This is a genomic window from Thalassovita sp. (assembly GCF_034670005.1).
In the GTDB taxonomy this organism is placed as follows: Bacteria; Pseudomonadota; Alphaproteobacteria; order Rhodobacterales; family Rhodobacteraceae; genus Thalassobius.
In genome coordinates this window covers 1-26995 of sequence record NZ_JAXMOH010000012.1, presented here as the reverse complement: position 1 = coordinate 26995, position 26995 = coordinate 1, and the positions used below count along the sequence as shown (strand labels likewise).

Genomic DNA, 26995 nt, shown 5'->3' with positions numbered 1-26995 from the left:
TGTGGTGTCAGCCTGCAGCTTGTACAGAAGTCTCAGCGCTGCGGCGGCTGGCCAGCGTCAGAGCGGCATATCCCAGCAGCGCCGAAATCAGCGATCCCGACAGCACGCCCAGCCGCACCTGATTCATTAGCGCAGCATCGTCAAAGCTAAGACCGCCAATGAAGAGCGACATGGTAAACCCGATCCCTGCAAGGCAGGAAATGCCGTAGATATGCATCCAGTTGGCCCCGCCGGGCATCCGCGCAATGCCCGATTTGACCATGAAGAAGGTCACCCCGAACACACCCAGCTGTTTGCCCGCGATCAGGCCAAGCGCGATCCCCATCGGCAGCGGCGCCGCCAGATCGGCCAGCGTGATCCCGGTCAGCACCACCCCGGCATTGGCAAAGGCAAAGATCGGTACGATCAGGTAGAGCACATAAGGCGCCAACCCATGTTCCAGCGCGTGCAGCGGGGATTTGCCCCATTTGTCGGTCAGAGGAATACAGAAAGCCGTGATCACGCCAGCGAGTGTGGCATGGACGCCCGATTTCAGCACCAGAACCCACAGGATCGTTCCCAGCAGGATCATAGGCGCGATCCGGTGCTGGCCGCGCAGGTTCAGCCAGATCAGCGCGCCCAGCGGCAACAGCGCCATGTAAAGGTAATCGATCTTCAAATCGGCCGTATAAAACAGCGCGATGATCACGATCGCGCCGAGGTCATCCAGGATCGCCAGCGTCAGCAGAAACACCTTGAGCGAGGCAGGTGCGCGGGTCCCCATCAGGGCCAGAATACCAAGGGCAAAGGCGATATCGGTGGCCGCCGGAATGGCCCAGCCCGACAGGCTGGGCTGACCCCAGTTCAGCGCCGCATAGATCACCGCTGGGATCGCCATGCCGCCCACCGCCGCCATGCCCGGCAACATCACGTCCTTGGGGTTCTTCAGCTTGCCTTCCATCATTTCGCGCTTGAGTTCCAGCCCGATCAGGAAAAAGAACACGGCCATGAGACCGTCGTTGATCCACAGGATCAGCGGTTTCTGCAGACCTTCGCCATTCAGCGTGACGGCCAGTTTGGCGCCAAGGAAACTGTCGTAGAAACCCGAAAGAGAAGAATTCGCCACGATCAGCGCAGCAACAGCTGAAAGCATCAAAAGGATGCCGCCAGACGCTTCATGGCGGAAAAATCGGTCGATGGTCCTGAGCAGCATTGCGTTTCCCTGTATGCGGAGTCAGATTTCCTGACGAAATGGGTTATATTTGCGCCGCTTCAACCAGGCGGGGCCGGGGAACGGGTGAAATGTTGCAATTGGATCACATCGTCGTATCGGCGCATACTCTGGAAGAGGGGCGCGCCTATGTCGAGGCGTCTCTGGGCGTGGGAGTGCAGGCGGGGGGCAAGCACGCGCTGTTTGGCACCCATAACATGCTGCTGGGGCTGGCAGACAGGGTCTATCTGGAAATCATCGCCGTCGATCCCGACGCCCCCGATCCGGAGCGGGCGCGGATGTTCGACCTGGACCGCTTCGCGGGCGCGCCGCGCTTGAGCAACTGGGTCTGCCGCAGCGATGCGCTGGAGGCGGACATGGCGCGCGCCTTCGGGCCGGACCTGGCGCCGCTTGCCCTGCAACGTGGCGATCTGAGCTGGCGCATGGGGATGCCCGGGGACGGCACGCTGCCCTTCGACAACCTGTTCCCGGCGATGATCGATTGGGGGCAGGGGCCGGTGGCCGCCGACCGGCTCGCGCCGTCGGGCTGCCGGTTGACGCGGCTGGTGATCGGGCACCCGGACAGCGCGGGATTTTCGGCATCGCTGGACGGGCTGCTGTCCGATGATCGGATCGCGATCGAGCAAAGCGAAGCGCCGATGATGACGGCCATATTCGACACACCTAACGGAGAGGTAATCCTGCAATGACGATCCGGCAGGCCCAACCGCAAGACGCCGCCGCGGTGGCTGAAATCTGGAACGACGTGATCCGCAGCAGCGCCGCGACCTTCACCAATCTGGAAAAGACCGAGGACGGCCTGATCGCCGACTTCGCCGCCAAAGAGGCTGATGGCAAGACCTTCCTAATGGCCGAACTGGATGGCGAGGTGGTGGGCTTCGCCACCTATTTCCAGTTTCGCGGCGGGCCGGGTTACCGCCACACGATGGAGCACACGGTGATCTTGTCGCCGCGCGCCTGGGGGCGGGGCATCGGGCGGCGCCTGATGACAGCGATCGAGGATCACGCCCGCGCGGGCGGCGCGCATTCGCTGTTTGGCGGGGTCAGCGCCGAAAATGCCGACGGGATCGCCTTTCACACCGCCATCGGATTCAAGGAAATCGCCCGCCTGCCCGAGGTCGGGCGCAAGTTCGATCGCTGGATGGACCTTGTCTTGATGCAGAAAATCCTTTGATCCCCGCGCCGCATCTGCTTTATGCGCCATGACTTTCAGGCAGGCGCGGGCTAGGATGGCAGTATGTCGATTTGGAGACGCATAGGCGAAGCGATTTCGGCCCTCGCCAGTGGCGAAGGGTTGAGTTCTATTTTCGACCGGTTGCGCACACCGCCGGAACGCAGTGTGGCCTTTACCATCGCGGTGATCGCCCTGTCGGCGAAGATGGCCAAGGCCGACGGTATGGTCACCCGCGACGAGGTCAGCGCCATTCGCGAGGTGTTCCAGATCGCCCGCGAGGACGAACCCGGCGCGGCCCGGGTGTTCAACCTGGCCCGTCGCGACGTTGCCGGATTCGAAGACTACGCCCGACGCATTCGGGCGATGTTCGGAGATGGACAGGACTGCCTGTGCGATTTGATGGAAGGGTTGTTCCACATCGCCATGGCCGACGGGACCTATCATCCGGCCGAAGACGCGTTCCTCGCCCGGGTGGCGGAAATCTTTGGCATGGGCGAAGCTGAGTTTCGCGGTCTCCGCAGCCGTTTTGTTCCCGATGCGGCACCTGATCCTTACGCAGTGCTGGGCGTTACCCACGACATGTCGGTTGCCGAGATCCGAAAACATTGGAAACAGCTTGTCCGCGACACCCATCCCGATGCCATGCAGGCCCGTGGCGTTCCGGCCGAGGCTGTGAAACTGGCGGAAAAACGCATGATCGACCTCAACAACGCATGGGAAGAAATCGCCGACCGGCAGGACGCGTGATGCGGATCGCCACCTATAATGTCGAATGGTTCAACAACCTGTTCGACGAATCAGGCGCCTTGCTGGACGATTCCGGCTGGTCGGGGCGGCAGGATGTCACCCGGACCCAGCAATTGACCGCTCTGGGCATCGTTTTTACCGCGATTGACGCCGATGCGGTGATGGTGATCGAAGCGCCCGATCACAACGGCAAACGGACCACTGTTCCGGCGCTGGAAAACTTTGCCCGTACTTTCAATCTGCGCTGCCGCAAAGCGGTTGTTGGCTTTCCCAACCATACCCAGCAGGAAATTGCGCTGCTGTATGATCCCGACCGGCTGACCGCGTGGCACGACCCTTTGGGCGATCCCACCGGCAAGAAAGGATCGGAAGGGGCACCGCGTTTCGACGGCGTGTTTCGCATTGATCTGGATATCGACGCGACCGAGGACCTGATCAGTTTTTCCAAACCGCCGCTGGAACTAAGCCTGCGCACGGCGGGCGGGTTCGAATTCCGCATGATCGGCGCACATCTTAAATCCAAGGCACCGTATGGCGCGCGTGGCCGCGATGCGATCATGCGGGCGGCCATTTCCAACCGTCGCAAACAATTGGCGCAGGCGATCTGGTTGCGGCGCCGGATTGAAGCCCATTTGCAAGCCGGTGATCCCCTGATCGTGCTGGGTGATCTGAATGACGGTCCGGGTCTGGACGAATACGAGGATCTGTTCGGGCGGTCTTCGGTCGAAATCGTTCTGGGAAATGCCAGCCAGCCGCAGCTATACGATCCGCACGCGTACCGGGCGCTGATGGATCGCTGGGCTCATATCAGCACCGCGCGGTTCTATATCGCGCCTGAAAAACGCTTTTTGCAGGCCTTGCTGGACTACATCATGGTGTCGCCCGATCTGAATGAACGCGCGCCCACTTGGCGCATTTGGCATCCGTTCGAGGATGTGGGCTGTTTCAAAGTGCCGGAACTGTGCGATGCGCTGTTGACCGCGTCGGATCATTTTCCGGTGACGCTGGATATCGACCTAACCTAGCGGATCGGCCTGACGTGATTGTGATTGGCCAATTCAGGCCGGAATTAGCCGGGAATTGCGCGTGCCCCTAAAAACTTTTGCAGAAACTGGTTATATTGGAACGATGAAACACATTCTGACCGCCGCCCTGACCGTCACTCTTATGGCCCAGCCGGTTCTGGCCGAAGACCAGACCCAGCCTCCTGCGGAGGAAGCCGAGGGTTTTTCTCTGATGGAAGAGGGGGCCAAGCTGTTCTTCAAAGGTATCATGCAGCAAATGGAACCTGCGCTGGACGATTTGCAGCAGTTGAGCGAAGACATGGAACCCGCCCTGCGCCAATTCGTACAGGAAATGGGGCCCGCGCTGCGCGATCTGATGGAAAAGGTGGATGATATCACTCTCTATCATCCACCCGAATTGCTGCCCAATGGCGACATCATTCTGCGCCGCAAGCAGCCAATGCCGCCAGAGCGGTTACCTGTGCCGGAAAAAGGCGAGGGAGAAATCGATCTGTGATCTTGCGTGATCCCGGTCGGTGACAAGGCGTGCCGCAGCACCGGATCAGGATCACCGCCGGATTTTGACCTCGGTTTCCGCGTGCAGAGAATTGGCCAGGGATTTGAACCGCGCCTGCGCCACTTCACCGAACAAAGGTTCGGAATCCCGCGCGAGGATCAGGCTCAGGTGTCTTTTTTTGGGGAACCAGCGCAATTCACCGATCGGCTGTTCCTTTTGCGGCCACAGCATCGCCCCAAAGCGCATCGCCTTGCCCAGAATTTCAGCATCTTTCAGCGCCTTTTCATCCAGCAGTTCGAAAATCGGTTCGAACCGCGTGCCAGAACGCGAATTTCGGTAACGATGCATCAGCGCCAGACCCAGAAACACCCGTTCGGAATGCCGCAGCCCGCCCAGATTGGCCCGGGTCACATTGTCGAAACAGGCTTCGGCGCGGTAATCGGGATGGGCGCGCCAACTGACATCGTGCAGCAGGCAGGCGGCCTTGATCAGCCGCTTGCGTTCCAATGGCGCGGATTTGAACAACGGCAACACGAAATCGAACAGGCGGCGCCCGAAGCCGGGCAGGCGGGCATCCTTGGCCTCGGAAAAATAGCTCGCCTCGATCAGAGGGTCGCGATCCCGCAGTTGCGTTGGCATCTGTTCGTAAAGCAGGCCTTCACGAATGCCATAACTCGATACCGCGATGTCATGCGGCTGGAAGGTCTTGATCACCTGTTTCAGCACCTCGCCCGCAAGCGGTACCAAGGCCATCCGCTGGGTTGACAGTCCGCAGCGCTTGCGCAGTGCTTCGGGATCGTTTTGGGCGATATGTGTGAGCGTGGCATTCACAGATTTTTTGTTCATTCGGTATTCATGCAGCACATGCAACGGATAGCCACGGCGTTCCATGTCGATCCGGGCAATCGCGCGCCATGACCCGCCGACCAGGAACAACCGGTTACGCTGCGGCCCCATTCGTTCGGCCAAAGTGGCGATCGTGTCCGTGATATAGGCCTTGCGGCCTTTTTTGCCGCCCGGAACATCGGACAATTTCAACGGACCCAGTTTCGATGTGACCCGCCGCATCACCCGCCCGCCGGCGATTTCAGCCAGTTCCATCGAAGACCCGCCGATATCGCAGACCAGCCCATAAGACCCCGGCCAGCCCAGCAACACGCCCTGTGCAGAAAGCCGGGCCTCTTCTTCACCGTCGATGATAAAAATCTGAATGCCGGTTTCGCGTTCCACTTCAGCGACGAATTCGGGTCCGTCTTCGGCTTCGCGCACTGCTGCCGTTGCCACCGCCGTCAGCTGCGGCATATCCATGCCTTCGGCCAGCCGCTGGAAGCGGCGCATCGCCGCCAAGGCCCGTACCCGGCCTTGGGGATTGAGCCTTCCGGTTTCCGACAGGCCCGCGCCAAGCGCACACATGATTTTTTCATTATAGAAATAGGCAGGCGACCGCGCCGCGCCGTCAAACACCACCATCCGGACCGAGTTCGATCCGACATCAATCACCCCAACCCGCGACAATGCCCGCGATTCGGGGTCGTTGAACAGCGGTCTGCCAAACGGGCCCCAGTTTTGTTGTGCCGGTGCGCTGGGATCGTCCATCGCGTACTTCCTTGTGGTCCCCGACGTTCATGCCCAAGCCGGGGCCTGAGGTCAATCGTTGGTGTGGGTCAGCTTCGGCACATCCTTCGCCCCGGCCGAACCGCGGCCAGACAGGGATGGGTTTTCCATAAAGAACCTGTGGCAATTGAACGCAAATTCGCCTTCTTTCAATGCGCCGCGCTCGAAATGGCCATCCGGCTTCATGACCCAGCTTTGCGCCACATCGGCCATGTTGGCGGCCATGATCTGGCTGACGATCTGGGCCTTTACAGTCGGGTTTTTGATCTCGACCAGGGTTTCGATCCGCCGGTTCAGGTTACGACCCATCCAGTCGGCCGAGGAAATATAGACCCGCGCCTGTTTGCTGGGTAATCCATGCCCGTTGCCGAAACAGGCGATGCGCGAATGCTCCAGGAACCGCCCGACGATGGACTTGATCCGGATGTTTTCGCTCAATCCCTTGATCCCGGGCCGGATGCCGCAGATGCCACGGATCACCAGGCTGATCTTCACACCGGCCTGGCTGGCCTTGTAAAGACCGTCGATGATTTCGGCATCGATCACCGAATTCATCTTGGCCCAGATTTCCGCCGGTCGTCCGGCGCGGGCATGGTCCGCCTCGTTTTCAATGCTTTCCAGCAACCGCTGTTTCAACCCGCTGGGGGAGATAGCCAGATTTTCCAATCCCTCCGGTTCGATATAGCCGGACAGGTAGTTGAACACCTTGGTGGCGTCGCGGCCCAAAGCTTCATCGCAGGTGAAGAAGCTCAAATCGGTGTAAATCTTGGCGGTGATCGGGTGGTAATTGCCGGTGCCATAATGTGTATAGGTCACCAGCTTGTCGTCTTCGCGGCGCACCACGGTGGAAATCTTGGCGTGGGTTTTCCAGTCGGTGAAACCATAAACCACATGGGCGCCCGCGCGTTCGAGCCGCCGCGACTGACGGATATTGGCGGCCTCGTCAAAGCGCGCCTTCAACTCGACAAGGGCAGTGACCGATTTGCCATCCTCTGCTGCTTCGCACAAAGCTTCGACAATCGGGGAATATTTCGAGGTCCGGTACAGCGTCTGCTTGATCGCCACCACGTCGGGATCGCGCGCCGCCTGTTGCAGGAACCGAACCACCATGTCGAAGGTTTCGTAGGGGTGATGCAGCAGCATGTCCTTCTGCTTGATCGCTTCGAACATGTCGCCATCGTGGTCCTGCACCCGTTCTGGCACCCGTGGGGTGAAATTGGGCCAGAGCAGATCAGGCCGGTCGTCGATCACCAGTTCTTTTACGTCGGCAATGCCGATCATGCCCTCGACTTCGACGATTTCGTCATCGGAGACGTGCAGTTCCCGCATGATCACCGTTTTCAGAGCTTCCGGTGCCCCGGTCGAAATCTTCATCCGAACCACTTCACCCCGGCGGCGGCGCTTCAGCGCGACTTCGAATTCGCGCACCAGATCTTCGGCTTCTTCTTCGACTTCCAGATCACTGTCGCGCAACACCCGGAAGGTACAGTGCCCCTTCATCGCGTAGCCCGGGAAAAGTTCGTCGGCGAATAACAGCAGCAGTTCTTCCAGAGGCAGGAAACGATGCGCCCCTTTCGAGATCACAGGAAGCTGCACGAAACGGTCGATCTGCTGCGGGATTGGCAACAGCGTCGTCAACTGCCGCTTGTCGCTGCGCCGCTCCATATGCAGCGCCAGAGAAAAACCGGTATTGGGGATGAACGGGAATGGGTGCGCCGGGTCTACCGCCAATGGCGACAATACCGGAAACACCTTGTTCAGAAACACATCCAGCAGGAAAGGTTTATCTTCCTTCGGGACGTCATTGCGGTCGAGCAGGAAAATATTCTCCTCCGCCGTTTCCTTGCGCAGCAGATCAAAGATGCGTTGCTGTTCCTGCATCAGGTTGCGGGCGTCTTCGTTGATCAGCTCCAACTGTTCCGCCGGGGTCAGACCGTCTTGTGCCGGGGCCGTATGACCTTCGTGCTTCAGCTCGCGCAGACCGGCGACACGCACGGTATAAAACTCATCCAGATTGGTGGCAGAAATCGACAGAAACCGGACCCGCTCCAGCAATGGAACCCGGGGGTTCTTGGCTTCTTCCAGGACCCGCCAATTGAAACCCAGCCAGCTGAGTTCACGGTTGTAAAATCGCGCCGGTCCGGAAAAATCCAGGTCGGGCAGGTCGATCGGCTCTTCAAAAGGAGCTTTGAGGAAATCTGCTTGTGTCATGAGGCGCTTATGCTTGGATCATGTGAAGATATGGTGACGAAGTTTGCGCCCGTGGGCCGGGATTGTCCAGCCGGGAGGCCAGATGATCCAGGTCCGGTCGGAAGGCCGTCCTGCTTTTCGCCCGGTTTACGTTTCGGTCATTCAGCCAAGCAGGTCCGGCAATTCGCTCTGGCCCAGAACCTCTGCGGCCAGCCGCCGGGTGACGGGGCGTTTCTGCGCCAATGCTTCGCGATCGATACGCGCGACCAGATCGCGCGTGGCTTCAAGCGACCGGTCCATCCGCGCGACCAGATAGGAAATCGTTTCTGGCCCCGGCGTCAACTGCCTGTCGGCAAATAGTTTGGCCACAACTGCCGCCAGCAATCGGTCGTCTGGCTGTTCCAGCGTTACCGCCTGAGTGCCCATCATCCGGCTGGCCAGATCGGGCAGCCCCAACCGCCACAGATGCGGTTCGCGCGCGGCCGTAACCAACAGGAAATGGCCCTCTGCGAGAACCAGATTGTGCAGGTGAAACAGCGCCTCTTCCGCAGCGCGGTTGCCAGCGATGGCATCGACATCCTCGACCGCCACCGGACCTTGGGCCAGTGCTGGAATATCGGTCCCGACCAGATCCTGCGCGGACACGATCCGCGCCCCGCTCGCGGCGGCCCAGACATGGGTCAGATGGGATTTGCCCGCGCCCGCCGGCCCGATCAGCGCCAATTTGCGCCCGGCCCAGTCGCGCCAGCCTTCGATCAGCACCACCGCCATCGCATTGGCAGGCGAGACGAAAAAGTCCTCGCGCCCCAGCGCGGGGCGCACCGGCAGGTCGAAACTCAGTTGTCGGGGTGTCACTTATCTGTCCCGCTATGGCCGCGATAAAGGCGGCCATCCTTGTAATTCTCGATCCCGAACCGGGCGATAACGCCCAATGCGGCCGCCACCGGAACCGCCACCAGCATTCCGACAAATCCGAACAGGGTACCGAATACCGACAGGGCGAAGATCAACCATACCGGATGCAGTCCGACCGAGCTGCCTACCAGCTTTGGGGTCAGCACATTGCCCTCGGCCACCTGACCCAGCACAAATATACCAGCCACCAGCCCGATCGACAGCCAGTCGCCCCAGAACTGAAACAGCGCCAGCCCGATCGCCAGCATGCCGCCGACAAAGGCCCCGACATACGGTATAAAGGTCAGCGCCCCGGCGACGAAACCCACCACAAGCCCGAATTGCAGCCCCACCAGCATCAGTGCGACCGCATAATAGCTGCCCAGAATCAGGCAAACGGTGCCCATGCCGCGAATGAAGCTGGCCAGGGTCTGATCGATCTCTCCGGCCACCCGGCGCACCACCGGGGCGTGATCGCGCGGCAGCAGGTCATCGATCTTGGCAACCATGTTGTCCCAGTCATACAGCAGATAAAACGCCACCACCGGAACGATCACCAGCAGCATTACCACATTGATGATCGACATTGCCGAACTCAGCAGCGTGTTCAGCAATTCGCCGCCCTTGGATTTGATCGTGTCGCCCACCTGTATCAGCGACTGATACAGCGTCGAGTTTTCATCCATCAGATCGGGGAATTTTCCGGTCAGGAAGGTGCGCAGATCGTTGAATAGATCGGGCACCGTATTGAACAGGGAAATCGATTGCTGGACCAAAGACGGGAGCACCAGCAGGACAAGAAGCACGAAAATCAGAATGGCAAAAACGGTGATGATCGCGGTCGCCGCCGCGCGCGAACATCCCATCCGCTCCAACCGGTCGGCGACCGGATCGAGAAAATAGGCCACCGCGCCGCCCAGCACAAAAGGCAGCATTACATCGCCCAGAAACCAAAGCGCCAGCGCGAAAACCGCTGCGGCGATCCCCCAGTATTTCGCCTGATCCTGAACCGGCAAAGCCATTGCATTCCCCTGTTTCGACCTTCTCTATGTCGTCTGTTGCGACATTTTGTGCAAGACCGTTTTGGGTCGCAGGCATCGCGCCGCCGGTTCGGAAACTGGTCATCGTCGATCCTGAACGGCCCGGCACTGCGCTCTTTTTCTTTGCGGTTTCAGGTGCCGGGCGGTGGTGGCGGGGTATATGTCTGCGGACGGTTTTGCCAGATGTTCCACTGGGTGGGGAAATCGTTGCCATCGCTGACAGCGACCGGCAGCGCCCATTTGGGCCAGTGACCCGGCCGATTCAGCAGGTCATGGCCGGCGCTGCGTGGCATGGTGACGGTGGTGTCGCCAAAGGTTGACAGAAGCTGCTCGGACGAAATCCGAACATCCGCGAAATCCACCTCCTTTATTGCCGCGCCAATCATGCTTGCCGCACTCAGCGCGGTGTCCGCATCCATCCGCGTACGAATGACATAAGCCCCTTCCATCCGCGCCCCGCGCAGATCAGCGCCTTTCAGTTGGGTTTCGAACAGGCTGGCCCGTTGCAGGTTCGATTCGAACAGGTTGGCCCATTCCAGCTGCGCCCCGAACAGGCTGGCCCCGTCCATCCGTGCCCGGGTCAGGTTCACCCCTTCCATTCGGGCCTCGCCAAAATCCGCCCCTTCCAGCCGCGCGCCCCTCAGGTCGGCGCCTTCCAACCGGGCCCGGTAAAGCAGCGCTCCTTCCAACCGCGCCTCGGTCAGCAGCGCCCCTTCCAATCGCGCCCGCCTCAGGTAGACCCCTTCCATCTTCGCCTCCAGCAATCGCGCGCCCTGCAACCGCGCCGCGAACAGGTTCGCCCCGGTGATTCGCGCATTCGACAGCCGCGCCCCTTCCAGCCGCGCTTCGGCCAGATTGGCGCCTTCCATCCGCGCGCCCTCCATTCGCGCACCGCATAGCAGCGCCGCCGACAGATTGGCGCCCTGCAGGTTGGTGTTGCTCAGATCCAGCCGGTATCCGCCATAAGCCCAGATCACTTCTCTCCAGCCGGTCAAACGCTGCTGGAACGCTTTGCATTCTTCGGCCGACAGACCTTCTTGCTCCACATTGGCAGGCAATTGCGGCAAGGCTTCGCTGTCGAACACCCAGCTTGCCGGCTCCGAAGCGTCGTCGCCCCAATCCGCCTCGGCACGCCGTTGCGCTGGGGAGCGCTGGGTCACGATGTTCAGCGCCATCTGGATATCTACCCGTGGCACCGGCAGCGACCGGGCCCAATCGCGGGCATTGCTATTGTGAGGGTCGGCAAACCGGGCCTGACGCCACATTTCATGGACCTGCCGCGCCTCGTCAGTAGGATCTTCGGGCAGCGCTGGCCAGTCGGGCAGCGGGAAATCTCGCGCCGTACTGGCCGGGGCGTTCTGGCGGATATAGGCGCACAGGATTTCCAACACCCGGACATGATCACGGCCACGATCATACCGCGCTGAATCCTGCGCGATCCGTTCCAGAGCCAGCAACCCACCGATGCGGATTTCGATGTTGGGAACGGTTTTTTCGATCCTCTGCGGATTGCCCTGCGCGTCTGTTGCGGTGGTTCGCAGGGTTTTTTCTGTCCCCAGCTGTTCCAGCGCGTTTAGTATCCGGTCGGTGATCTGGCCCTCTTTCTGAAATCCGAACAGCTTGTGCCGGATCGACATCGACCAAAGCAGGTAGGGTGCTGCGATGATGGCGGCGATCACGATGCCTGCATTCTGCGCTGTCCCATCCTGATCAAGGATCGCGCGCCCCAAAATGGCAGCGCCGGCGAGTAGTGCCAGCATCACCAAGAACGCCAGCATCACCGCAATGCCGGCGCCCAGCGGACGTACCAGTCTCCAGCGCGAAGCGTCGGTCAGGCAGAACCAATCCAGCATATCTTTGGGCGGGGTTTTATTGTTTTCTGTCATGATGATATCTGGGTAGCAAAATCAACTTGCCAAAAACTTAATGTGCGCGGGGGTGCGATACGGACCGCTTCGTCCGCTCATCGGGCTTGTCTGCATGCCCGTCACCTTCTAAACCGTCGATTAACTCGATTATCCAAGGCCAAAGGGGTCATCCATGCGTCTGTCGCGCTATTTCCTGCCCGTTCTGAAAGAAAACCCGTCCGAGGCGCAGATCGTCAGCCACCGGCTGATGCTGCGCGCTGGCATGATCAAGCAACAATCGGCGGGCATCTATGCCTGGCTGCCGCTGGGCTTCAAGGTGCTACGCAAGCTGGAAAACATCGTGCACGAGGAACAGGTCCGCGCCGGGCATATCCCGATGCTGATGCCAACGCTGCAATCGGCCGACCTGTGGCGCGAATCCGGCCGTTACGACGGCTATGGCGAAGAAATGCTGCGGATGCAGGACCGGCACGGGCACGACATGCTCTATAGCCCCACCGCCGAGGAACTGTTCACCGACGTGTTCCGCGCCAACGTGAATTCCTACAAGGACCTGCCGCTGACGCTGTATCAAATCCAGTGGAAATTCCGCGATGAAATCCGGCCGCGTTTTGGCGTCATGCGGGGCCGCGAATTCCTGATGAAAGACAGCTACAATTTCGACCTGTCGAAAGAAGCCGCACTGCACGCCTATAACCGTCACCTGGTCAGCTATCTGCGCACCTATGAACGGATGGGGCTGCAGGCGATCCCAATGCGCGCCGACAGCGGCCCGATCGGCGGCGATTACACTCATGAATTCCTGGTGCTGGCCGACACTGGTGAATCGGAAGTCTTCTATGACAGCGAAATCACCGATCTGACCTTCGGCGACCGCGAGATCGATTTCGACAGCGTCGAACAGTGCCAGTCGGTGCTGGAAGAATTCACCTCGCGCTATGCCCGCACCGATGAAACCCATGACGAGGCGCTGTTCAACGAGGTCCCCGAGGACCGCCGCCGTACCGCGCGCGGTATCGAGGTCGGCCAGATATTCTATTTCGGCACCCAGTATTCGGATGCGATGAACGCCGCCGTGCAGGGGCCCGATGGCAAACCGGTGCAGATCCACATGGGGTCGCACGGCATCGGCGTGTCGCGCCTGCTGGGCGCGATCATCGAGGCCAGCCATGACGAAAACGGCATCATCTGGCCCGAAGGCGTGACCCCCTTCCACGTCGGCATCGTCAACCTGAAACAGGGCGACGCCGAAGCCGACGCCGCCTGCGAAGCGCTTTACGACAGCTTCACCGCCGCCGGGCTGGAGCCGCTTTACGACGACCGCAAGGAACGCGCTGGCGGTAAATTCGCCACCATGGACCTGATCGGCCTGCCCTGGCGCATCACCGTCGGCCCGCGCGGGCTGAAGAACGGCGTGGTAGAACTGACCAGCCGCCGCAGCGGCGAGAGCGAGGAACTGCCGCCCGAACAGGCGGTGGAAAAGATCATCCAGATCTATGCCGGGCACCGCGTCTCCGGGCTCTGATCCTTTCACTGTTCCAGAAATATTCACATCCCGTCCGGGCCACAGGCACCTGGGCGGGATGGTGTGATGCGCACCGCGCACATCCTTGCCGGGATCAGGCCGGATAGGTGTTGTCCAGCGGAGCCGTGCCCTGGCGCCAGTTCGCCTTCGCGGTGTTGCCCCGCGAAAGGATGCAGCCGACCCAGGTTGCGCAGCGAACCTGCCGTCAGCCGTTTTTCGGCACCTGAATTCCACAAGCCGAATAGTGTTTGACTGGCGCGCTGGCCGCCGAGGTCGCGGTCACCAGCTCGCTCAAAACCGTTGCAGACCAAATTGAAAGCCTCTCGGCCATTCAATCGAAACACTCAGCCGAAGGCTTTTGGCGGTCAGCGAAGGGTTTGCTGCGAATCTGGAGCGAAAGTAGGTCATGTAGGCTAAACTGGGTGATAAATTGGCGCGAAAAACACCACCTTACTGGAGGGCTGAAACGAAGATGCTGAAACCTTGATCAAACCCCCGTCCGGTCTCCGAAACTGGGCAGAACCGGATACTGCAATGACTGCCAATCTGGGCGTCGTTTGGTGCTTCCGATGCCTAACCGCAAGCCAAATTGACCATTGGGAAAGCGGGCACCAGAACGATAAAAATCCCCCCAAATCGGTCTATTAGGGTTTTTCATGTCAGGGAGGGTAGAATGGTGCTGCTGGACAGGATTGAACTGTCGACCTCTCCCTTACCAAGGGAGTGCTCTACCACTGAGCTACAGCAGCGCCGTTTTACGATCGTCAGAGCATGTCCTGCCCGACCGTGGGGCGCTGATTAGCGGGAATTGATTCCGTGTGCAAGCGTTATCTGGACGGTTTTTTCACCCTAATGTAAGACAGTGTTATGGAGCAGAATAATCCCAGTAAGAAACAACAGAAAAAACCCGATCCGCGCGAAGATCGGTTGAAGGCGGCGTTGAAGGCAAATATGGCCAAACGCAAAGCTCAGGCGCGCGCGCGCGCTGGGGCGGCCGGGACGCAAACCGACAAGGGGCAGGACTGATGGATTCGATTATCGTGACGGGCAATGGTCCCTTGAATGGGCAAATCCCGATTGCTGGCGCCAAGAATGCCTGTCTGGCGCTGATGCCCGCGACATTGCTCAGCGAGGAACCGCTGACCCTGACCAACGCGCCGCGGTTGAGCGATATCAAGACAATGACCGAACTGTTGCGATCGCTTGGTGCCGAAGTCACCAGCATGCAGAATGGCCAGGTGCAGGCGATGTCGAGCCACAACCTGGCCACGACGCGGGCCGACTATGAAATCGTGCGGAAAATGCGCGCTTCGAATCTGGTGCTGGGGCCTCTGCTGGCACGTGCGCATCACGCCGAAGTGTCGCTGCCCGGCGGCTGTGCCATCGGGGCGCGGCCAATGGATATCCATATCTCTGCATTGGAAGCGATGGGGGCCCAGATCGAGCTGCGCGACGGCTATCTGCACGCCAAGGCGCCGGGCGGGCTGAAAGGCGCGGTGCATGAGTTGCGCTTTGCCTCGGTTGGGGCGACTGAGAACGTGGTGATGGCGGCGACGCTGGCCAAGGGGACAACGGTTCTTAAAAACGCGGCCCGCGAACCTGAAATCGTCGATCTGGTGCAATGTCTGCGCAAGATGGGGGCTCAGATCGAGGGCGAAGGTTCCTCGACCATTACGATCGAAGGCGTCGACCGGCTGCATGGCGCCACCCACCCGGTGGTGACGGACCGGATCGAACTGGGCACTTATATGCTGGCCCCGGCGATCTGCGGCGGCGAGGTGGAGTTGCTCGGTGGCCGGATCGAGCTGGTCGAGGCTTTCTGCGAAAAGCTGGACCAGGCCGGGATCGCGGTAGAGGAAACCGCGAACGGCCTGAAGGTGGCGCGGAGGAATGGACGGGTGAGCGCGGTCGATGTGGTGACTGAACCCTTCCCGGGCTTTCCCACCGACCTGCAGGCGCAGATGATGGCGCTGATGTGTACCGCGGAAGGCACCTCGGTTCTGGAAGAACGTATTTTCGAGAACCGCTTCATGCACGCGCCCGAACTGGTGCGCATGGGGGCGCAGATTGATGTGCAGGGTGGGATCGCCACCGTGACCGGAGTCGACAAGCTGAAAGGTGCGCCGGTGATGGCGACCGATCTGCGTGCCAGCGTGTCGCTGATTCTGGCCGGGCTTGCGGCCGAGGGTGAAACCATCGTCAACCGGGTCTACCATCTTGACCGTGGCTATGAACGGGTCGAAGAGAAACTGCGCAATGTTGGCGCCAAAATCGAACGGGTGAGCGGATCATGAGCGAAGATGCACGGTTCGAAGACGGGCGCGAGGTGCCATTGAATCTGGGGGCGCTGGATTCCGACGATTTGCAGATCATCTCAGCACTGGTGCAGGATGCTGTGTTTCCGGCGTCGGAAATGACATGGCGACCGAAAGATCGGCGTTTCGCCATTCTTCTCAACCGGTTTCGCTGGGAAGATCGCGGTCGCGACCGGCACGGCGCGGAACGGGTGCAGTCGGTGCTGCTGTTCGACAACGTGCAAAAGATCGCGTCGCAGGGCGTGGAACGGGGTGACGGCGACATGATCCTGTCGCTGCTGGCGCTGGACTGGCATCCCGGAGAGGCCCCGGGCGGCACGGTGGAACTGACGCTGGCCGGTGATGGTGCGATCCGGTTGCAGGTGGAAGCGCTGGAGGTGACGCTGAAGGATGTCACCCGGCCTTATCGCGCGCCATCGGGCAAGGCGCCGGGACATCCCGACGCGGCATGATCTGATTGTGCGCCCGTTCCGGGCGCGCTGAATATCTTTCGAATTTGTCTACGCCAAATTCGTTCGGGATTGCGCGCGTTGCGCGGGAGTATTTGAACCAAGAAGAACACCGCTTTCTGCGCTTCTTCTTTTCCCAAATATCCCGGGGTGAATTGGTCCTTGGCCAAGAGGGGCGGCGCCCGTTGATGTTATCTACAGGAATGCTTGAGACTGTCGAGCGGGCCTTGTATGTCGGTGCAAGACCCGGAGGGACCATGCCTGTATTTCTGAATGCCTCGGACGACGATTTCGAAACCGCCTTTGACACGCTTTTGGGCGCCAAGCGCGAAGACAGCCCCGATGTCGATACCATCGTTGCTGGGATCATCGCGGATGTGCGCGCCCGCGGCGATGAGGCACTGATCGAACTGACAGCGAAATTCGACCGTCTGCAACTGACGCCGCAAACGCTGCGGTTTTCTGAAAGCGAGATCGAGGCGCTGATTGCCGAGGTGCCCGGCGATGAGCGTGCCGCGTTGGAACTGGCCGCTGCACGCATCCGTGCCTATCACGAAAAGCAATTGCCCAAGGATGCCTATTGGACCGACGATACTGGGGCCGAGCTTGGCTGGCGCTGGACGCCGGTTTCGGCGGCAGGGCTGTATGTGCCGGGCGGGTTGGCGTCTTATCCGTCTTCGGTGCTGATGAACGCGATTCCGGCTAAGGTGGCCGGGGTGGAGCGGCTGGCCATCGTGGTGCCGACGCCAGATGGTGTGGCCAATCCGCTGGTCTTGCTGGCTGCGCAAATCGCCGGGGTGGACGAAATTTACCGCATCGGTGGGGCACAGGCAGTGGCGGCGCTGGCCTATGGCACCGAAACGATTCCGCCGGTGGACAAGATCACCGGGCCCGGTAATGCCTTTGTCGCCGCAGCCAAGCGGCGTGTGTTCGGCAAGGTTGGCATCGATATGATCGCCGGTCCCTCGGAAATACTGGTCATTGCCGATGCTGACAGCAATCCTGACTGGATTGCGCTGGACCTGCTGAGTCAGGCCGAGCATGACGAAAGCGCTCAGTCGATTCTGATCACCGACAGCCCGGCGCTGGCCGATGCAGTGACTGCGGCAGTGGAACGCCATCTGCAAACGCTGGAACGGCGCGCAATTGCCGGGGCGAGCTGGCGCGATTATGGCGCGGTGATTCTGGTCGGCGATCTTGACCGGGCTGCCGCATTGTCGAACCGGGTGGCGCCGGAACATCTGGAACTATGCGTCGCAGACCCGGACGCGTTGGCCGAAAAAATCACCCATGCTGGTGCGATTTTCCTTGGCGGGTGGACGCCCGAGGCGATCGGCGATTACGTCGGCGGACCCAATCACGTTTTGCCCACCGCGCGATCGGCGCGATTTTCGTCCGGGTTGAGCGTGATGGATTTCGTCAAACGCACCACCTTGGCCAAAATGACCCCCGCCGCGTTGCGCGCTATCGGACCTTCTGCTGAAATTCTGGCAAACTCGGAAAGCCTGCAGGCCCACGGTTTGTCGGTACGCGCCCGCCTGACCCATCTGAATGAATGAGGACCTAAGGCTCATGTCCCATATCAGCCATATCGACCTGGATGACCGCAACCTGCCGCCCCCGACGCCGGAGATCGAGCAGGAACGCAAAGTGGCGATGTTCGACCTGTTGGAAGATAACAGTTTCGATCTGCCCAAGCGCGACGACCGTGCGGTGCCTGATGGGCCCTATCGAGTCGGTCTGTCGATCAAGGAAAAGCGGCTGGTGTTCGACATTGCCACCGAGGACGAGCAGAAGGCGGCCGAGTTTCACCTCAGCCTCAGCCCGTTCCGGCAGGTGGTCAAGGATTACTGGGCGATCTGCGAAAGCTATTATGATGCGGTAAAAAATATGCCGCCGAGTCAGATCGAAACGATCGATATGGCGCGTCGCGGTATCCACAATGAAGGCGCACGTATCCTGCAGGAACGGCTGGAGGGCAAGGCGGATGTAGATACCGACACCGCGCGGCGGCTGTTCACCCTGATCTGCGTTTTGCATTTCGGAGGCTGATGGCGTGGTCGAAACCCTGCCTCAATCGGTCCTGTTCTGTTGTGACCATAATTCGATCCGCTCGCCGATGGCCGAGGGGATTATGAAGAAATTTTATGGGTCTGGCACCTATGTGCAATCCGTCGGCGTCAAAGGCGATATGGAAATCGACGGCTTTGCCATTGCGGTGTGTCAGGAACTGGGGGTCGAACTGTCGCGTCACAAGACACGGGATTTCGATGCGCTGAACGAATACGGCGAGGATCTGTCTTCCTTTGATCTGATCGTCGCGCTGACCCCGGCCAGCAAGCAGCAGGCAGAAGAACTGACCCGGATTTTTCATCTGGATGTCGAATACTGGCCGATTTTCGATCCCAGCGGCCACGGCGAAGCCCGCGAGTCGAAGCTGCAAGCCTATCGCAGGAGCCGCGACGAGATCGTCAATCGTCTGATCGAGCGCTGGGGGCCGCCGCGGCAGGTGTGAGGCCGCCGCAATTTTGGATAGGGGTCCTGACGGAACTGTTTGGGGCAAGCTGAAAGGAAAATTCATGAAAGTGGCAACGGCGGCTTATCCATTGGACTGGTTTTCCGATTGGGCCGGGTATGAGGCCAAAATGCGGGCCTGGGTGACCGAGGCGGCGGGGCAGGGCGCGGAGCTTCTGGTTTTCCCGGAATTTGGCGCGATGGAACTGGCGTCTCTGGCAGGTCGCGAAGCGGCTGCGGATCCGAACGGATCGATCCGCGCTGTGTCGGAGCGGCTGGCAGCGGCAAATGCCGTTCTGTCCGCGCTGGCGCAGGAGTTCGGGGTTTACATCCTCGGCGGATCGGCTCCGCTGGAAGAGGGCGGCAAGGTGGTGAACCGGGCACCGTTCTTTGCGCCATCGGGAGTATCGGATTATCAGGACAAACAGATACTGACCCGGTTCGAACGCGATGACTGGGGGCTTGTCGGGGCCGCTCCGTTGAAGGTTTTCGACACGGCGCTGGGGCGCATCGGGGTCTTGATTTGCTATGACAGCGAATTCCCCCTGCTGGGCCGGGCCTTGGTTGAGGCCGGAGTCGAGGTGATCCTGGTCCCGTCCTGCACCGAGGCGCTGGAAGGCTATTGGCGGGTTCGGATCGGGGCTATGGCGCGGGCATTGGAAGGACAATGCGTCACCGTCATGGCGTCGCTCGTGGGCGCGCGCGCCGACATCTATGCGGTCGAAGAAAACACCGGCATGGGCGGTGTCTTCGGTCCGCCCGATATGGGCTTTCCGGCGACTGGGGTGATTGCTGAAGGCACGCTTGGGCAACCCGGTTGGAGCTATGGTGAAATCGACGTCGATCAGATCCGCGCAGTGCGCGCCGATGGCCATGTGCTGAACAAAACCCATTGGGATGAACAGTGCGGGAGCAGCGAAAAACCGATCAACATCCAGTTGTAGAGGCGATTCCCTCTTGAAAATCTGGTGGAATGGGATCATTTAACGCGCGTCCCGCACATGACGGGTCGAAATAGCAAGGAGAGAACATGGCCAAGGAAGAGATGCTCGAATTTCCCGGTGTCGTGAAGGAACTCCTGCCTAATGCGACGTTTCGGGTCGAGCTTGAGAATGGCCATGAAATCATCGCACATACGGCAGGTAAGATGCGCAAGAACCGCATCCGCGTTCTGGCTGGCGACCGGGTTCAGGTCGAAATGACCCCTTACGATCTGACCAAGGGTCGGATCAATTACCGCTTTAAGTAAGTGCGTCTGATCCTCGGGTCAGGCAGCCCACGGCGCAAGGAGCTGCTGGGCCAAATTGGGGTTGTGGCGGATGATATCCGCCCGCCCGATATCGACGAAACCCCTCTAAAAAACGAACTCCCGCGGCCCTATTGCGCCCGCATGGCGATCGAAAAGGTGCGCGCGGTGCAGGCCGATGACGACGATATCGTGCTGTGCGCCGATACCACCGTCGCTTTGGGGCGGCGGATTTTGGGCAAACCCGAAAACGCGGGTGAAGCGGCGCAATTCCTGCTGGCCATGTCGGGTCGTCGGCACCGGGTGATCACAGCTGTCGCGGTGCGCCGGGGCGCCCGGGTCTGGGAAAAGGACGTGGTCACCACGGTGCGGATGAAAAACCTGTCGGATGAGGAACTGAACGCGTATCTGGCGACCGGTGATTGGCAGGGCAAAGCAGGGGCTTATGGTATACAAGGACCTGCCGGTGCATTGATTCCGTGGATTTCAGGGTCATTCACCGCCGTGGTAGGGCTGCCGCTGGCGGAAACTGCCGGATTGCTCAAGGCTGCGGGATATCCGCTATGGAGGCAGACGTGAAGGGCCGTCAAATCATCCTCGACCACATCAATGGACGCGAAGCCGCGGCTTTGATCGTCGATGGCAAGCTGGACGATATCCTGATTGATGCCGACCTGCCGAGGGTTGGCACGATTTATCGTGCCGTGGCCGAGAGGCCGATGAAAGGGCAGGGCGGGTTGTTTGTGAAAACGCCCGACGGCAAAGGGTTCCTGCGTCAGGTCAAGGGCATCGCGCCGGGCGAACGGATGCTGGTACAAGTCACCGGCTATGCTGAAGACGGCAAGGCGCTGCCGGTCACCCAGAAACTACTGTTCAAAAGCCGCTATGCGATAGTCACCCCCGACGCGCCGGGTCTGAATATCAGTCGCCGGATCAAGGATGACGATATTCGCGACATGCTGATGGGCATTGCCCACGAAGTGATGGGCGAGGCTGAAATGGGTCTGATCCTGCGGTCTTCCTGCGCGGATGGCGAGGCGGGGGAAATCGCAGAAGACATCGCCGACATGGTCGATCTCGCGGCGAATGTGATTGCCGATCGTGATGGCGATCCCGAAACTCTGACCGAAGGCTACGGCCCACATCAACTGGCTTGGCGCGAATGGAACGATCCGGCCGAGGTCGTGACCGATCCCGGCGGGTTCGAACGTCATGGCGTGTTGGATATGATCGAAGCCGCGCGGCAACCGTTTGTGCGGCTGAGCGGTGGTGCCTTCATGTATGTCGAACCCACACGTGCATTGGTCGCGGTGGATGTGAACACCGGTGGCGATACGTCCCCGGCGGCGGGAATGAAGGCCAATATCGCGGCGGTCAGGGATTTGCCGCGGCAGTTGCGGCTGCGCGGATTAGGCGGGCAGATCACGCTTGATCTCGCGCCGATGCCAAAGAAGGATCGTCGCGCCTTTGAAATGTCGCTGCGTGCGGCGTTCAAGTCTGATCCGATTGAAACCATCCAGGCCGGTTGGACGCCGCTGGGGCATTTTGAGTTGCAACGCAAACGCGACCGGCTGCCACTGACAGAGGTTCTGAAATGAGCTGTCCCATCTGTTCGGAGAAAACCGATCCGAAATTCCGCCCCTTTTGTTCCGAGCGCTGCGCCGATATCGATCTGGGCCGCTGGATGAGCGGGAAATATGCGATCCCGTCAAATGATCCCGAGGATGACGAGGACGCGATAGACGAACTTGAACGGCAGATGCAGAAACCGCACTGAGGCGGTTTTCTTATACGCGCCCTGCGGTGGGGCAGGGCATGGCCACCTCTTTCAACACCGTCAGAAAACGGTCCTGGACCTGTGTCGGTTGCCAGTCGATCCGCTGGGTGATGCCAATCGGACGCGGCGTGTCGCCAATTTCAACCGGTAGTCGCTGCATCGCGCCATGTTCGATTTCGACCTGCGCCTGTGAAACCGACATCATGGTCAGCCGGTCGCTGTCGGCCAGCAAACCGCGCGCCAAAACCATCGAACTTGTCTCAATGACCCGGGTCGGGTCCGGCAGGTTCTGAGCGTGGAAAAATGCGCTAGCCTGATCGCGGGTGGGGGTGCCTTGGCGCGGCAGGACCCAAGGATATTGGGTCAGGTGTGCCAATGGAATATCGTGGCGCTCGGACAGAGGATGGCCGGGCCCGCAGAAAATCCCCAGCCGGTCGTCGAACAGTCGGGTCTGCGTCACGTCGTCGGCGGGCGGCGGATCGCGCAACGCGCCCAGCATCAGATCGATTTCGCCATGGCGCAGCCCGTTCAGCAAATCGTCATAGGGTCCGTCGATCACGTGGATATCGATGTCTGGATAAACTGGCGTCATCCGGTTGATCGCCTGCGGCAGGAATGCGCTGCGCGATAAGGGCAGGGCACCGACCACGATCCGGCCGCTATTGGCGCCGCGCCACGAGGACAGTTCGTCAAGCGCCTGATCGAGTTCGTAGAAGGCCAGTTTTGCCGCGCGGATCAGGATGCGCGCGGCCGCTGTGGGTTCATAGCCGCTTTCGGATTCGCGATAGAGCGCCAGTCCGGACACTTTTTCCAATTCGCGCGCCGTGCGGTAGAGCGATGGTTGCGACACCCCATTGGCCCGCGCCGCGACGGAAAAATTGCCATACGTGGCCACGGCGATCAGCGCGCGCAGCTGGGTGCTGGTGATCCTTGCATCGAATTGCGATCCCGCCCCGGATTTTTGCCGCCCGGCGGCATCAATGCACCCTTGTTTGAGGATGTTCAGTGCGCGTTCGCTCCGGCGGGCGAAAATTTCGCCGGCTTCGGTGGGGTACATGCCGCGGCTGCTGCGTATCAGAAGCCGTTCGGTCAGGATCGTTTCGAGCTTGGCAATCGCCTGAGTGATCGCGGGTTGTGACATATGCACAGCACCCGCCGCCGCCGAGATCCCGCCCAAACGGCACACCAAGGTGAAGGCGCGCAGATGGCGCAGATTGAAATTCTGACCGTTCATTTTCAATCGCTCATACATGCTATAGCGAAAATCAATAGTGGCTGCGATGAAACGAAATAGCAAGTTTACCTGCGACAAGCGTATAGTGTGGCCAATTCAAAACCTTTGAGGTCTGCCATGTCCGAACAGAAAACCGCTCTTGTTATCAGTGCCCATGCCGCCGATTTTGTCTGGCGCTGTGGTGGTGCCATCGCAAAGCATCAGAAACTGGGATACGACGTAACCGTCGTCTGCCTGTCCTACGGCGAACGCGGCGAAAGCGCCCGCCTGTGGAAAGAAGGCAAGACGCTGGACGAGGTCAAATCGATCCGCAAGAAGGAAGCCGAAGATGCCGCCAAGGCGCTGGACGTTCATGACATCGAGTTTCTCGACATGGGCGATTACCCGCTGCGCTTCGGTCAGGAAGCCGAGGAAAAGGTGGTCGACATCATCCGCAAGGTGCAGCCGAACTTCATGTTCTCGCATTCCAAGTGGGACCCTTATAATACCGACCACATGAAAACGACCGAGTTCGCCCTGACCTGCCGCATGATCGCGCAGGCCTGGGGTCACAACCCGGGCGAAAAGGTACTGGGCGCGCCACAGCTCTACCTGTTCGAGCCGCACCAAACCGAGCAGATGGGGTGGAAGCCGAATGTCTTTCTCGACATCACCGAAGTCTGGGACAAGAAGCGCGCCGCGATGGAATGCATGAACGGTCAGGTCCATCTGTGGGATTTCTATACCCGCGTAGCGGAGCAGCGCGCCAACCACTTCAAGCGCAATTCCGGCGGCATGGCCGGTGGGCGCGATTGCAAATATGCCGAAGGCTTCGAATCGATCTTCCCGACCTGCGTGGATGAACTGTCATGAGCGAATATCCTGTCGGAACCAAAGGTGTCGTCGTCCAGAATATCACCCGGGCCGATCAGGCCGTCATTGACGGGCTGGCCGAATGCGGCGTTGCCACGGTGCACGAAGCACAGGGCCGCAAGGGCCTGCTGGCCGATTACATGCGGCCGATCTATTCGGGTGCCCGCATCGCCGGGTCGGCGGTGACGATTTCCGCCCCGCCCTGCGACAACTGGATGGTCCATGTCGCCATCGAACAGCTGCAAAAGGGCGATATCATCGTCCTCGCCCCGACCTCGCCGTCGAACGCTGGGTATTTCGGTGACTTGCTGGCGACCTCGGCGCAGGTGCGCGGCTGTCGCGGGCTGATCATCGACGCGGGCGTGCGCGACGTGCGCGACCTGACCGAGATGAATTTCCCGGTCTGGTCCAAGGCGGTCTTCGCGCAAGGCACGGTCAAGGAAGTGCTGGGATCGGTCAACGTGCCGGTCATCTGCGCCAACGAACAGATCAACCCGGGCGATATCATCGTTGCCGATGATGACGGCGTGTGCGTGGTGCGCCGCGACGAAGCCGCAGAGGTGCTGGAAAAATCCCGCGCCCGCGAAGCCAACGAGGAAACCAAGCGCGCCCGGCTGCGGGCCGGCGAGCTGGGGCTGGACATCTACGACATGCGTGGGCGTCTGGCCGAAAAAGGTCTGAAATACGTCTGATACGGATCGGATCGAATACCGGCAGCGCTTGTAACAGGGCGCTGCCAGGCGTTTGGAAAGGGCAAAACATGGCGAACGGAATTCCGGTGATGTGGATGCGTGGCGGCACCTCGAAGGGCGGGTATTTCCTGGCCTCCGATCTGCCTGCCGACATCGCGACACGCGATGCGGCGCTGCTGGGGATCATGGGATCGCCCGATCCGCGCCAGATCGACGGGATGGGCGGGGCTGATCCGCTGACCTCCAAGGTGGCAGTGGTGCGCAAATCGGATCGCGATGGCGTTGATGTCGACTACCTGTTCCTGCAGGTCTTCGTCGACCAACCCATCGTGACGGACGCGCAGAATTGCGGCAACATCCTAGCCGGTGTCGGCCCCTTCGCCATCGAACGCGGGCTGGTCGCGGCGCAGCGCGGCGTGACCCCGGTCACCATCTACATGGAAAACACCGGCCAGGTCGCCGTGGCGCAGGTCCAGACACCGGGCGGGCAGGTCAGCTATGTCGGCGCCGCACAAATTGACGGGGTGCCGGGCACCTCCGCCCCGGTGCCGATCGAATTCAAGGATACCGCCGGGTCGAGCTGCGGTGCGCTTCTGCCCACCGGCCATGTTTGCGACGTGGTCGACGGGGTCGAACTGACCATGATCGACAACGGCATGCCCTGCGTGGTGATGCGTGCCGCCGACATGGGTATTGATGGCACCGAGACGCCCGAGGAACTGGAAGCCAATTCCGATCTGCGCGCCAGGCTGGAAAAGATCCGGCTGGCCTGCGGGCCGATGATGAATCTGGGCGACGTTTCGGAAAAATCGGTGCCCAAGATGACCATGGTCAGCGCCCCGCGCGACGGTGGCGCGATTTCAACGCGCACCTTCATTCCGCATCGTTGTCACAAGACGATCGGCGTGTTGGGCGCGGTCAGCGTTGCCACCGCCTGCCTGCTGGACGGCGCGCCGGCGCATGAGCTGGCGCAGACCGGCGAGGGGGCAACCCGCGATCTGTCGGTGGAACATCCCACCGGCGAAATGACGGTGGTCGCCAATCTGGGCGCGGACGGCACGGTGCAAAGCGCCGCGATCCTGCGCACCGCCCGCAAGCTGATGGATGGTGTCGCGTTTCCAGTCTAAGCGGGGACGGGTCAGGCTGAGACCGACACGCCCGGTCTCAGCGATTCTAAAATGGTTTTAAATGGCATGTCGCCCGCTCGCGCCCTGCCGGGCATTCCGGCCCGCAATGTATGTTCCCCCTGAATGCCATTGAGCGTGGCCCCGACCGGGTAACAGATCAAACCCGCTTCGGACGCGGCGGATTTGACTTTCTCTTTCAGCGCATGATCGGGCGAAAACGGGGGGCAGCTTTGCCGGTCCTGTACCAGCTTAATCCCCCGGACAAATCCGCAATCACGGATATCGCCGATTCTGGGAATTTGCCGACCCTTTCCTTCAGAGCCGCATTCAGGCGCTCGGCCGTCGGCGCTTCCGGTTTTCCGGCCCGCGAGGCGTCAGTTTGTTCATAATCGCTGGCCCGGCAGTCTCCCGACAGTAGGGTGGACGATATGCAGATCGCCGCGATGTTGAACGGCAAGGTCTATCAGGTGGTACTGTATGCCACTGAAGTCGCGGGCGGTGACCTGATCGTGACCTGATCGTGGTCTGATCGTACCGGCTGGGCTGGCAGGACTGTCTGCTGGGGACAAAGGTGGCCAGGCTGGTGTGCCACGGGCTTTCTTAGGTCTGCGTGGTCCCGAACTGATCCTGACCGCTAACAGTCTCTGGATTTGTCCGCTGCTGCACGGGTGATTCACGCCTGAATCGTCCGGATTCGTGCCCAGCCCCCCCGATTCCAAGCTCTAAAACGCTGTTTCACCGCTTAGACATGATTTCAGGGGCTTTCTTAGCATGAAGTTAACGGCTTTATGATTCATTAAAGCATTGTTATTATTGATTTTTTTAAAACGCTGCACAAAAAACCGAGTTTTTTCAAAAAACCGCTTGCGGAGGTGGGCGTATAACCTTAGAACCCCCTTCACCGGCGGCGCTGAGGCGCACAACGGGACGCGGGACGGAACGACGGAGCGGTGCTCTGGAGGGAAGCGAAGCGAGAAAACATTGAGGTTTATGAAGCGGGCGGCGC

General features: G+C 60.4%; 28 protein-coding genes and 1 tRNA gene. 20 read left to right on the top strand and 9 right to left on the bottom strand.

The genetic code is table 11. The features are described 5' to 3' along the window. Nucleotides 1-7: 7 nt before the first annotated feature. Complete coding sequence (gene nhaA / locus VOI23_RS16645; protein WP_323786107.1) at nt 8-1192, bottom strand: Na+/H+ antiporter NhaA; 1185 nt, start codon at nt 1190-1192, stop codon at nt 8-10. Between the two features lie 89 nt (nt 1193-1281). Between nhaA and VOI23_RS16640 the strand changes: the two genes are divergently transcribed. The 5 genes from VOI23_RS16640 (at nt 1282) to VOI23_RS16620 (ending at nt 4652) form a co-directional block, all read left to right on the top strand. After that, nucleotides 1282-1899: a VOC family protein gene (locus VOI23_RS16640; RefSeq protein WP_323786106.1), complete on the top strand. Its 618-nt coding sequence runs from the start codon at nt 1282-1284 to the stop codon at nt 1897-1899. Next, complete coding sequence (locus VOI23_RS16635) at nt 1896-2384, top strand: GNAT family N-acetyltransferase (RefSeq protein ID WP_323786104.1); 489 nt, start codon at nt 1896-1898, stop codon at nt 2382-2384. Before VOI23_RS16640 ends, VOI23_RS16635 begins: the two co-directional genes overlap by 4 nt. Before the next feature lie 63 nt (nt 2385-2447). Next, entirely contained in the window at nt 2448-3131 is a 684-nt protein-coding gene (locus VOI23_RS16630; protein WP_323786103.1) for a molecular chaperone DjiA, read from the top strand. Further along, nucleotides 3131-4156 carry an endonuclease/exonuclease/phosphatase family protein gene (locus VOI23_RS16625; protein WP_323786102.1) on the top strand — a complete coding sequence of 342 codons (1026 nt, stop codon included), beginning with the start codon at nt 3131-3133 and terminating at the stop codon, nt 4154-4156. Before VOI23_RS16630 ends, VOI23_RS16625 begins: the two co-directional genes overlap by 1 nt. 103 nt (nt 4157-4259) lie before the next feature. Beyond that, entirely contained in the window at nt 4260-4652 is a 393-nt protein-coding gene (locus VOI23_RS16620) for a hypothetical protein (RefSeq protein ID WP_323786100.1), read from the top strand. A gap of 51 nt (nt 4653-4703) precedes the next feature. Here the strand turns inward: VOI23_RS16620 and VOI23_RS16615 are convergent, their stop codons facing one another. From VOI23_RS16615 to VOI23_RS16595, 5 genes are all read right to left on the bottom strand, one after another. Continuing rightward, on the bottom strand, nt 4704-6248 hold the full coding sequence (locus VOI23_RS16615) for a Ppx/GppA family phosphatase (RefSeq protein ID WP_323786099.1): 1545 nt from the start codon (nt 6246-6248) through the stop codon (nt 4704-4706). A 51-nt stretch (nt 6249-6299) separates the two neighbouring features. Further along, nucleotides 6300-8477, bottom strand: coding sequence for an RNA degradosome polyphosphate kinase (locus VOI23_RS16610; protein ID WP_323786097.1), 2178 nt, complete (start codon nt 8475-8477; stop codon nt 6300-6302). Nucleotides 8478-8618: 141 nt separating this feature from the next. Beyond that, the gene (locus VOI23_RS16605; RefSeq protein WP_323786095.1) at nt 8619-9311 is read right to left on the bottom strand and encodes a DnaA ATPase domain-containing protein; all 693 of its coding nucleotides are present in this window, start codon (nt 9309-9311) and stop codon (nt 8619-8621) included. Continuing rightward, nucleotides 9308-10372 (bottom strand): AI-2E family transporter, encoded by a 1065-nt coding sequence (locus tag VOI23_RS16600; RefSeq protein ID WP_323786094.1) that lies wholly within the window; start codon nt 10370-10372, stop codon nt 9308-9310. The genes VOI23_RS16605 and VOI23_RS16600 overlap by 4 nt, the downstream gene beginning before the upstream one ends. Before the next feature lie 149 nt (nt 10373-10521). Next, nucleotides 10522-12276 (bottom strand): pentapeptide repeat-containing protein, encoded by a 1755-nt coding sequence (locus VOI23_RS16595; RefSeq protein ID WP_323786093.1) that lies wholly within the window; start codon nt 12274-12276, stop codon nt 10522-10524. A gap of 154 nt (nt 12277-12430) precedes the next feature. On the opposite strand from VOI23_RS16595, the gene proS reads away from it, so the two are divergent. Continuing rightward, entirely contained in the window at nt 12431-13783 is a 1353-nt protein-coding gene (proS, locus tag VOI23_RS16590) for a proline--tRNA ligase (RefSeq protein ID WP_323786092.1), read from the top strand. A 674-nt stretch (nt 13784-14457) separates the two neighbouring features. Here the strand turns inward: proS and VOI23_RS16585 are convergent. Then, nucleotides 14458-14532: transfer RNA gene (locus VOI23_RS16585), tRNA-Thr, on the bottom strand. 118 nt (nt 14533-14650) lie between these two features. Between VOI23_RS16585 and VOI23_RS16580 the strand changes: the two genes are divergently transcribed. From VOI23_RS16580 to VOI23_RS16530, 11 genes are all read left to right on the top strand, one after another. Further along, nucleotides 14651-14809, top strand: a complete 159-nt coding sequence (locus VOI23_RS16580) for a hypothetical protein (protein WP_323786090.1) — start codon at nt 14651-14653, stop codon at nt 14807-14809. After that, nucleotides 14809-16077, top strand: a complete 1269-nt coding sequence (gene murA / locus VOI23_RS16575; RefSeq protein ID WP_323786089.1) for a UDP-N-acetylglucosamine 1-carboxyvinyltransferase — start codon at nt 14809-14811, stop codon at nt 16075-16077. The genes VOI23_RS16580 and murA overlap by 1 nt, the downstream gene beginning before the upstream one ends. Next, entirely contained in the window at nt 16074-16550 is a 477-nt protein-coding gene (locus VOI23_RS16570) for a DUF2948 family protein (RefSeq protein WP_323786088.1), read from the top strand. The genes murA and VOI23_RS16570 overlap by 4 nt, the downstream gene beginning before the upstream one ends. 254 nt (nt 16551-16804) lie before the next feature. Next, a complete protein-coding gene (gene hisD / locus VOI23_RS16565; RefSeq protein WP_323786087.1) occupies nt 16805-18106 on the top strand; it encodes a histidinol dehydrogenase in 1302 nt (433 codons plus the stop codon). A 13-nt stretch (nt 18107-18119) separates the two neighbouring features. Then, entirely contained in the window at nt 18120-18599 is a 480-nt protein-coding gene (locus VOI23_RS16560) for a UPF0262 family protein (RefSeq protein ID WP_323786086.1), read from the top strand. 4 nt (nt 18600-18603) lie between these two features. Next, complete coding sequence (locus VOI23_RS16555) at nt 18604-19062, top strand: low molecular weight phosphatase family protein (RefSeq protein ID WP_323786085.1); 459 nt, start codon at nt 18604-18606, stop codon at nt 19060-19062. 64 nt (nt 19063-19126) lie between these two features. After that, nucleotides 19127-20005: a carbon-nitrogen hydrolase family protein gene (locus VOI23_RS16550; protein WP_323786084.1), complete on the top strand. Its 879-nt coding sequence runs from the start codon at nt 19127-19129 to the stop codon at nt 20003-20005. Nucleotides 20006-20091: 86 nt separating this feature from the next. Continuing rightward, nucleotides 20092-20310: a translation initiation factor IF-1 gene (gene infA, locus VOI23_RS16545; protein ID WP_037209844.1), complete on the top strand. Its 219-nt coding sequence runs from the start codon at nt 20092-20094 to the stop codon at nt 20308-20310. Then, on the top strand, nt 20311-20886 hold the full coding sequence (locus VOI23_RS16540) for a nucleoside triphosphate pyrophosphatase (protein ID WP_323786083.1): 576 nt from the start codon (nt 20311-20313) through the stop codon (nt 20884-20886). Then, nucleotides 20883-21905, top strand: coding sequence for a ribonuclease E/G (locus VOI23_RS16535; protein WP_323786082.1), 1023 nt, complete (start codon nt 20883-20885; stop codon nt 21903-21905). The genes VOI23_RS16540 and VOI23_RS16535 overlap by 4 nt, the downstream gene beginning before the upstream one ends. Continuing rightward, complete coding sequence (locus VOI23_RS16530) at nt 21902-22084, top strand: DNA gyrase inhibitor YacG (protein WP_323786081.1); 183 nt, start codon at nt 21902-21904, stop codon at nt 22082-22084. The genes VOI23_RS16535 and VOI23_RS16530 overlap by 4 nt, the downstream gene beginning before the upstream one ends. Nucleotides 22085-22094: 10 nt before the next feature. Here VOI23_RS16530 and VOI23_RS16525 read toward each other — a convergent pair whose 3' ends face one another. After that, nucleotides 22095-23318 carry a LysR family transcriptional regulator gene (locus VOI23_RS16525; RefSeq protein ID WP_323786080.1) on the bottom strand — a complete coding sequence of 408 codons (1224 nt, stop codon included), beginning with the start codon at nt 23316-23318 and terminating at the stop codon, nt 22095-22097. Between the two features lie 117 nt (nt 23319-23435). Here VOI23_RS16525 and VOI23_RS16520 point away from each other — a divergent pair, with 117 nt between their 5' ends. From VOI23_RS16520 to VOI23_RS16510, 3 genes are all read left to right on the top strand, one after another. Continuing rightward, on the top strand, nt 23436-24170 hold the full coding sequence (locus VOI23_RS16520) for a PIG-L deacetylase family protein (protein ID WP_323786079.1): 735 nt from the start codon (nt 23436-23438) through the stop codon (nt 24168-24170). Then, nucleotides 24167-24862 carry a 4-carboxy-4-hydroxy-2-oxoadipate aldolase/oxaloacetate decarboxylase gene (gene ligK / locus VOI23_RS16515; protein ID WP_323786078.1) on the top strand — a complete coding sequence of 232 codons (696 nt, stop codon included), beginning with the start codon at nt 24167-24169 and terminating at the stop codon, nt 24860-24862. Before VOI23_RS16520 ends, ligK begins: the two co-directional genes overlap by 4 nt. Nucleotides 24863-24930: 68 nt before the next feature. Beyond that, entirely contained in the window at nt 24931-25989 is a 1059-nt protein-coding gene (locus tag VOI23_RS16510; protein WP_323786077.1) for a 4-oxalomesaconate tautomerase, read from the top strand. A 722-nt stretch (nt 25990-26711) separates the two neighbouring features. On the opposite strand, the gene VOI23_RS16505 is transcribed toward VOI23_RS16510, so the two are convergent. Then, on the bottom strand, nt 26712-26995 hold a 284-nt coding region (locus VOI23_RS16505), incomplete at its 5' end, for a hypothetical protein (protein WP_323786076.1).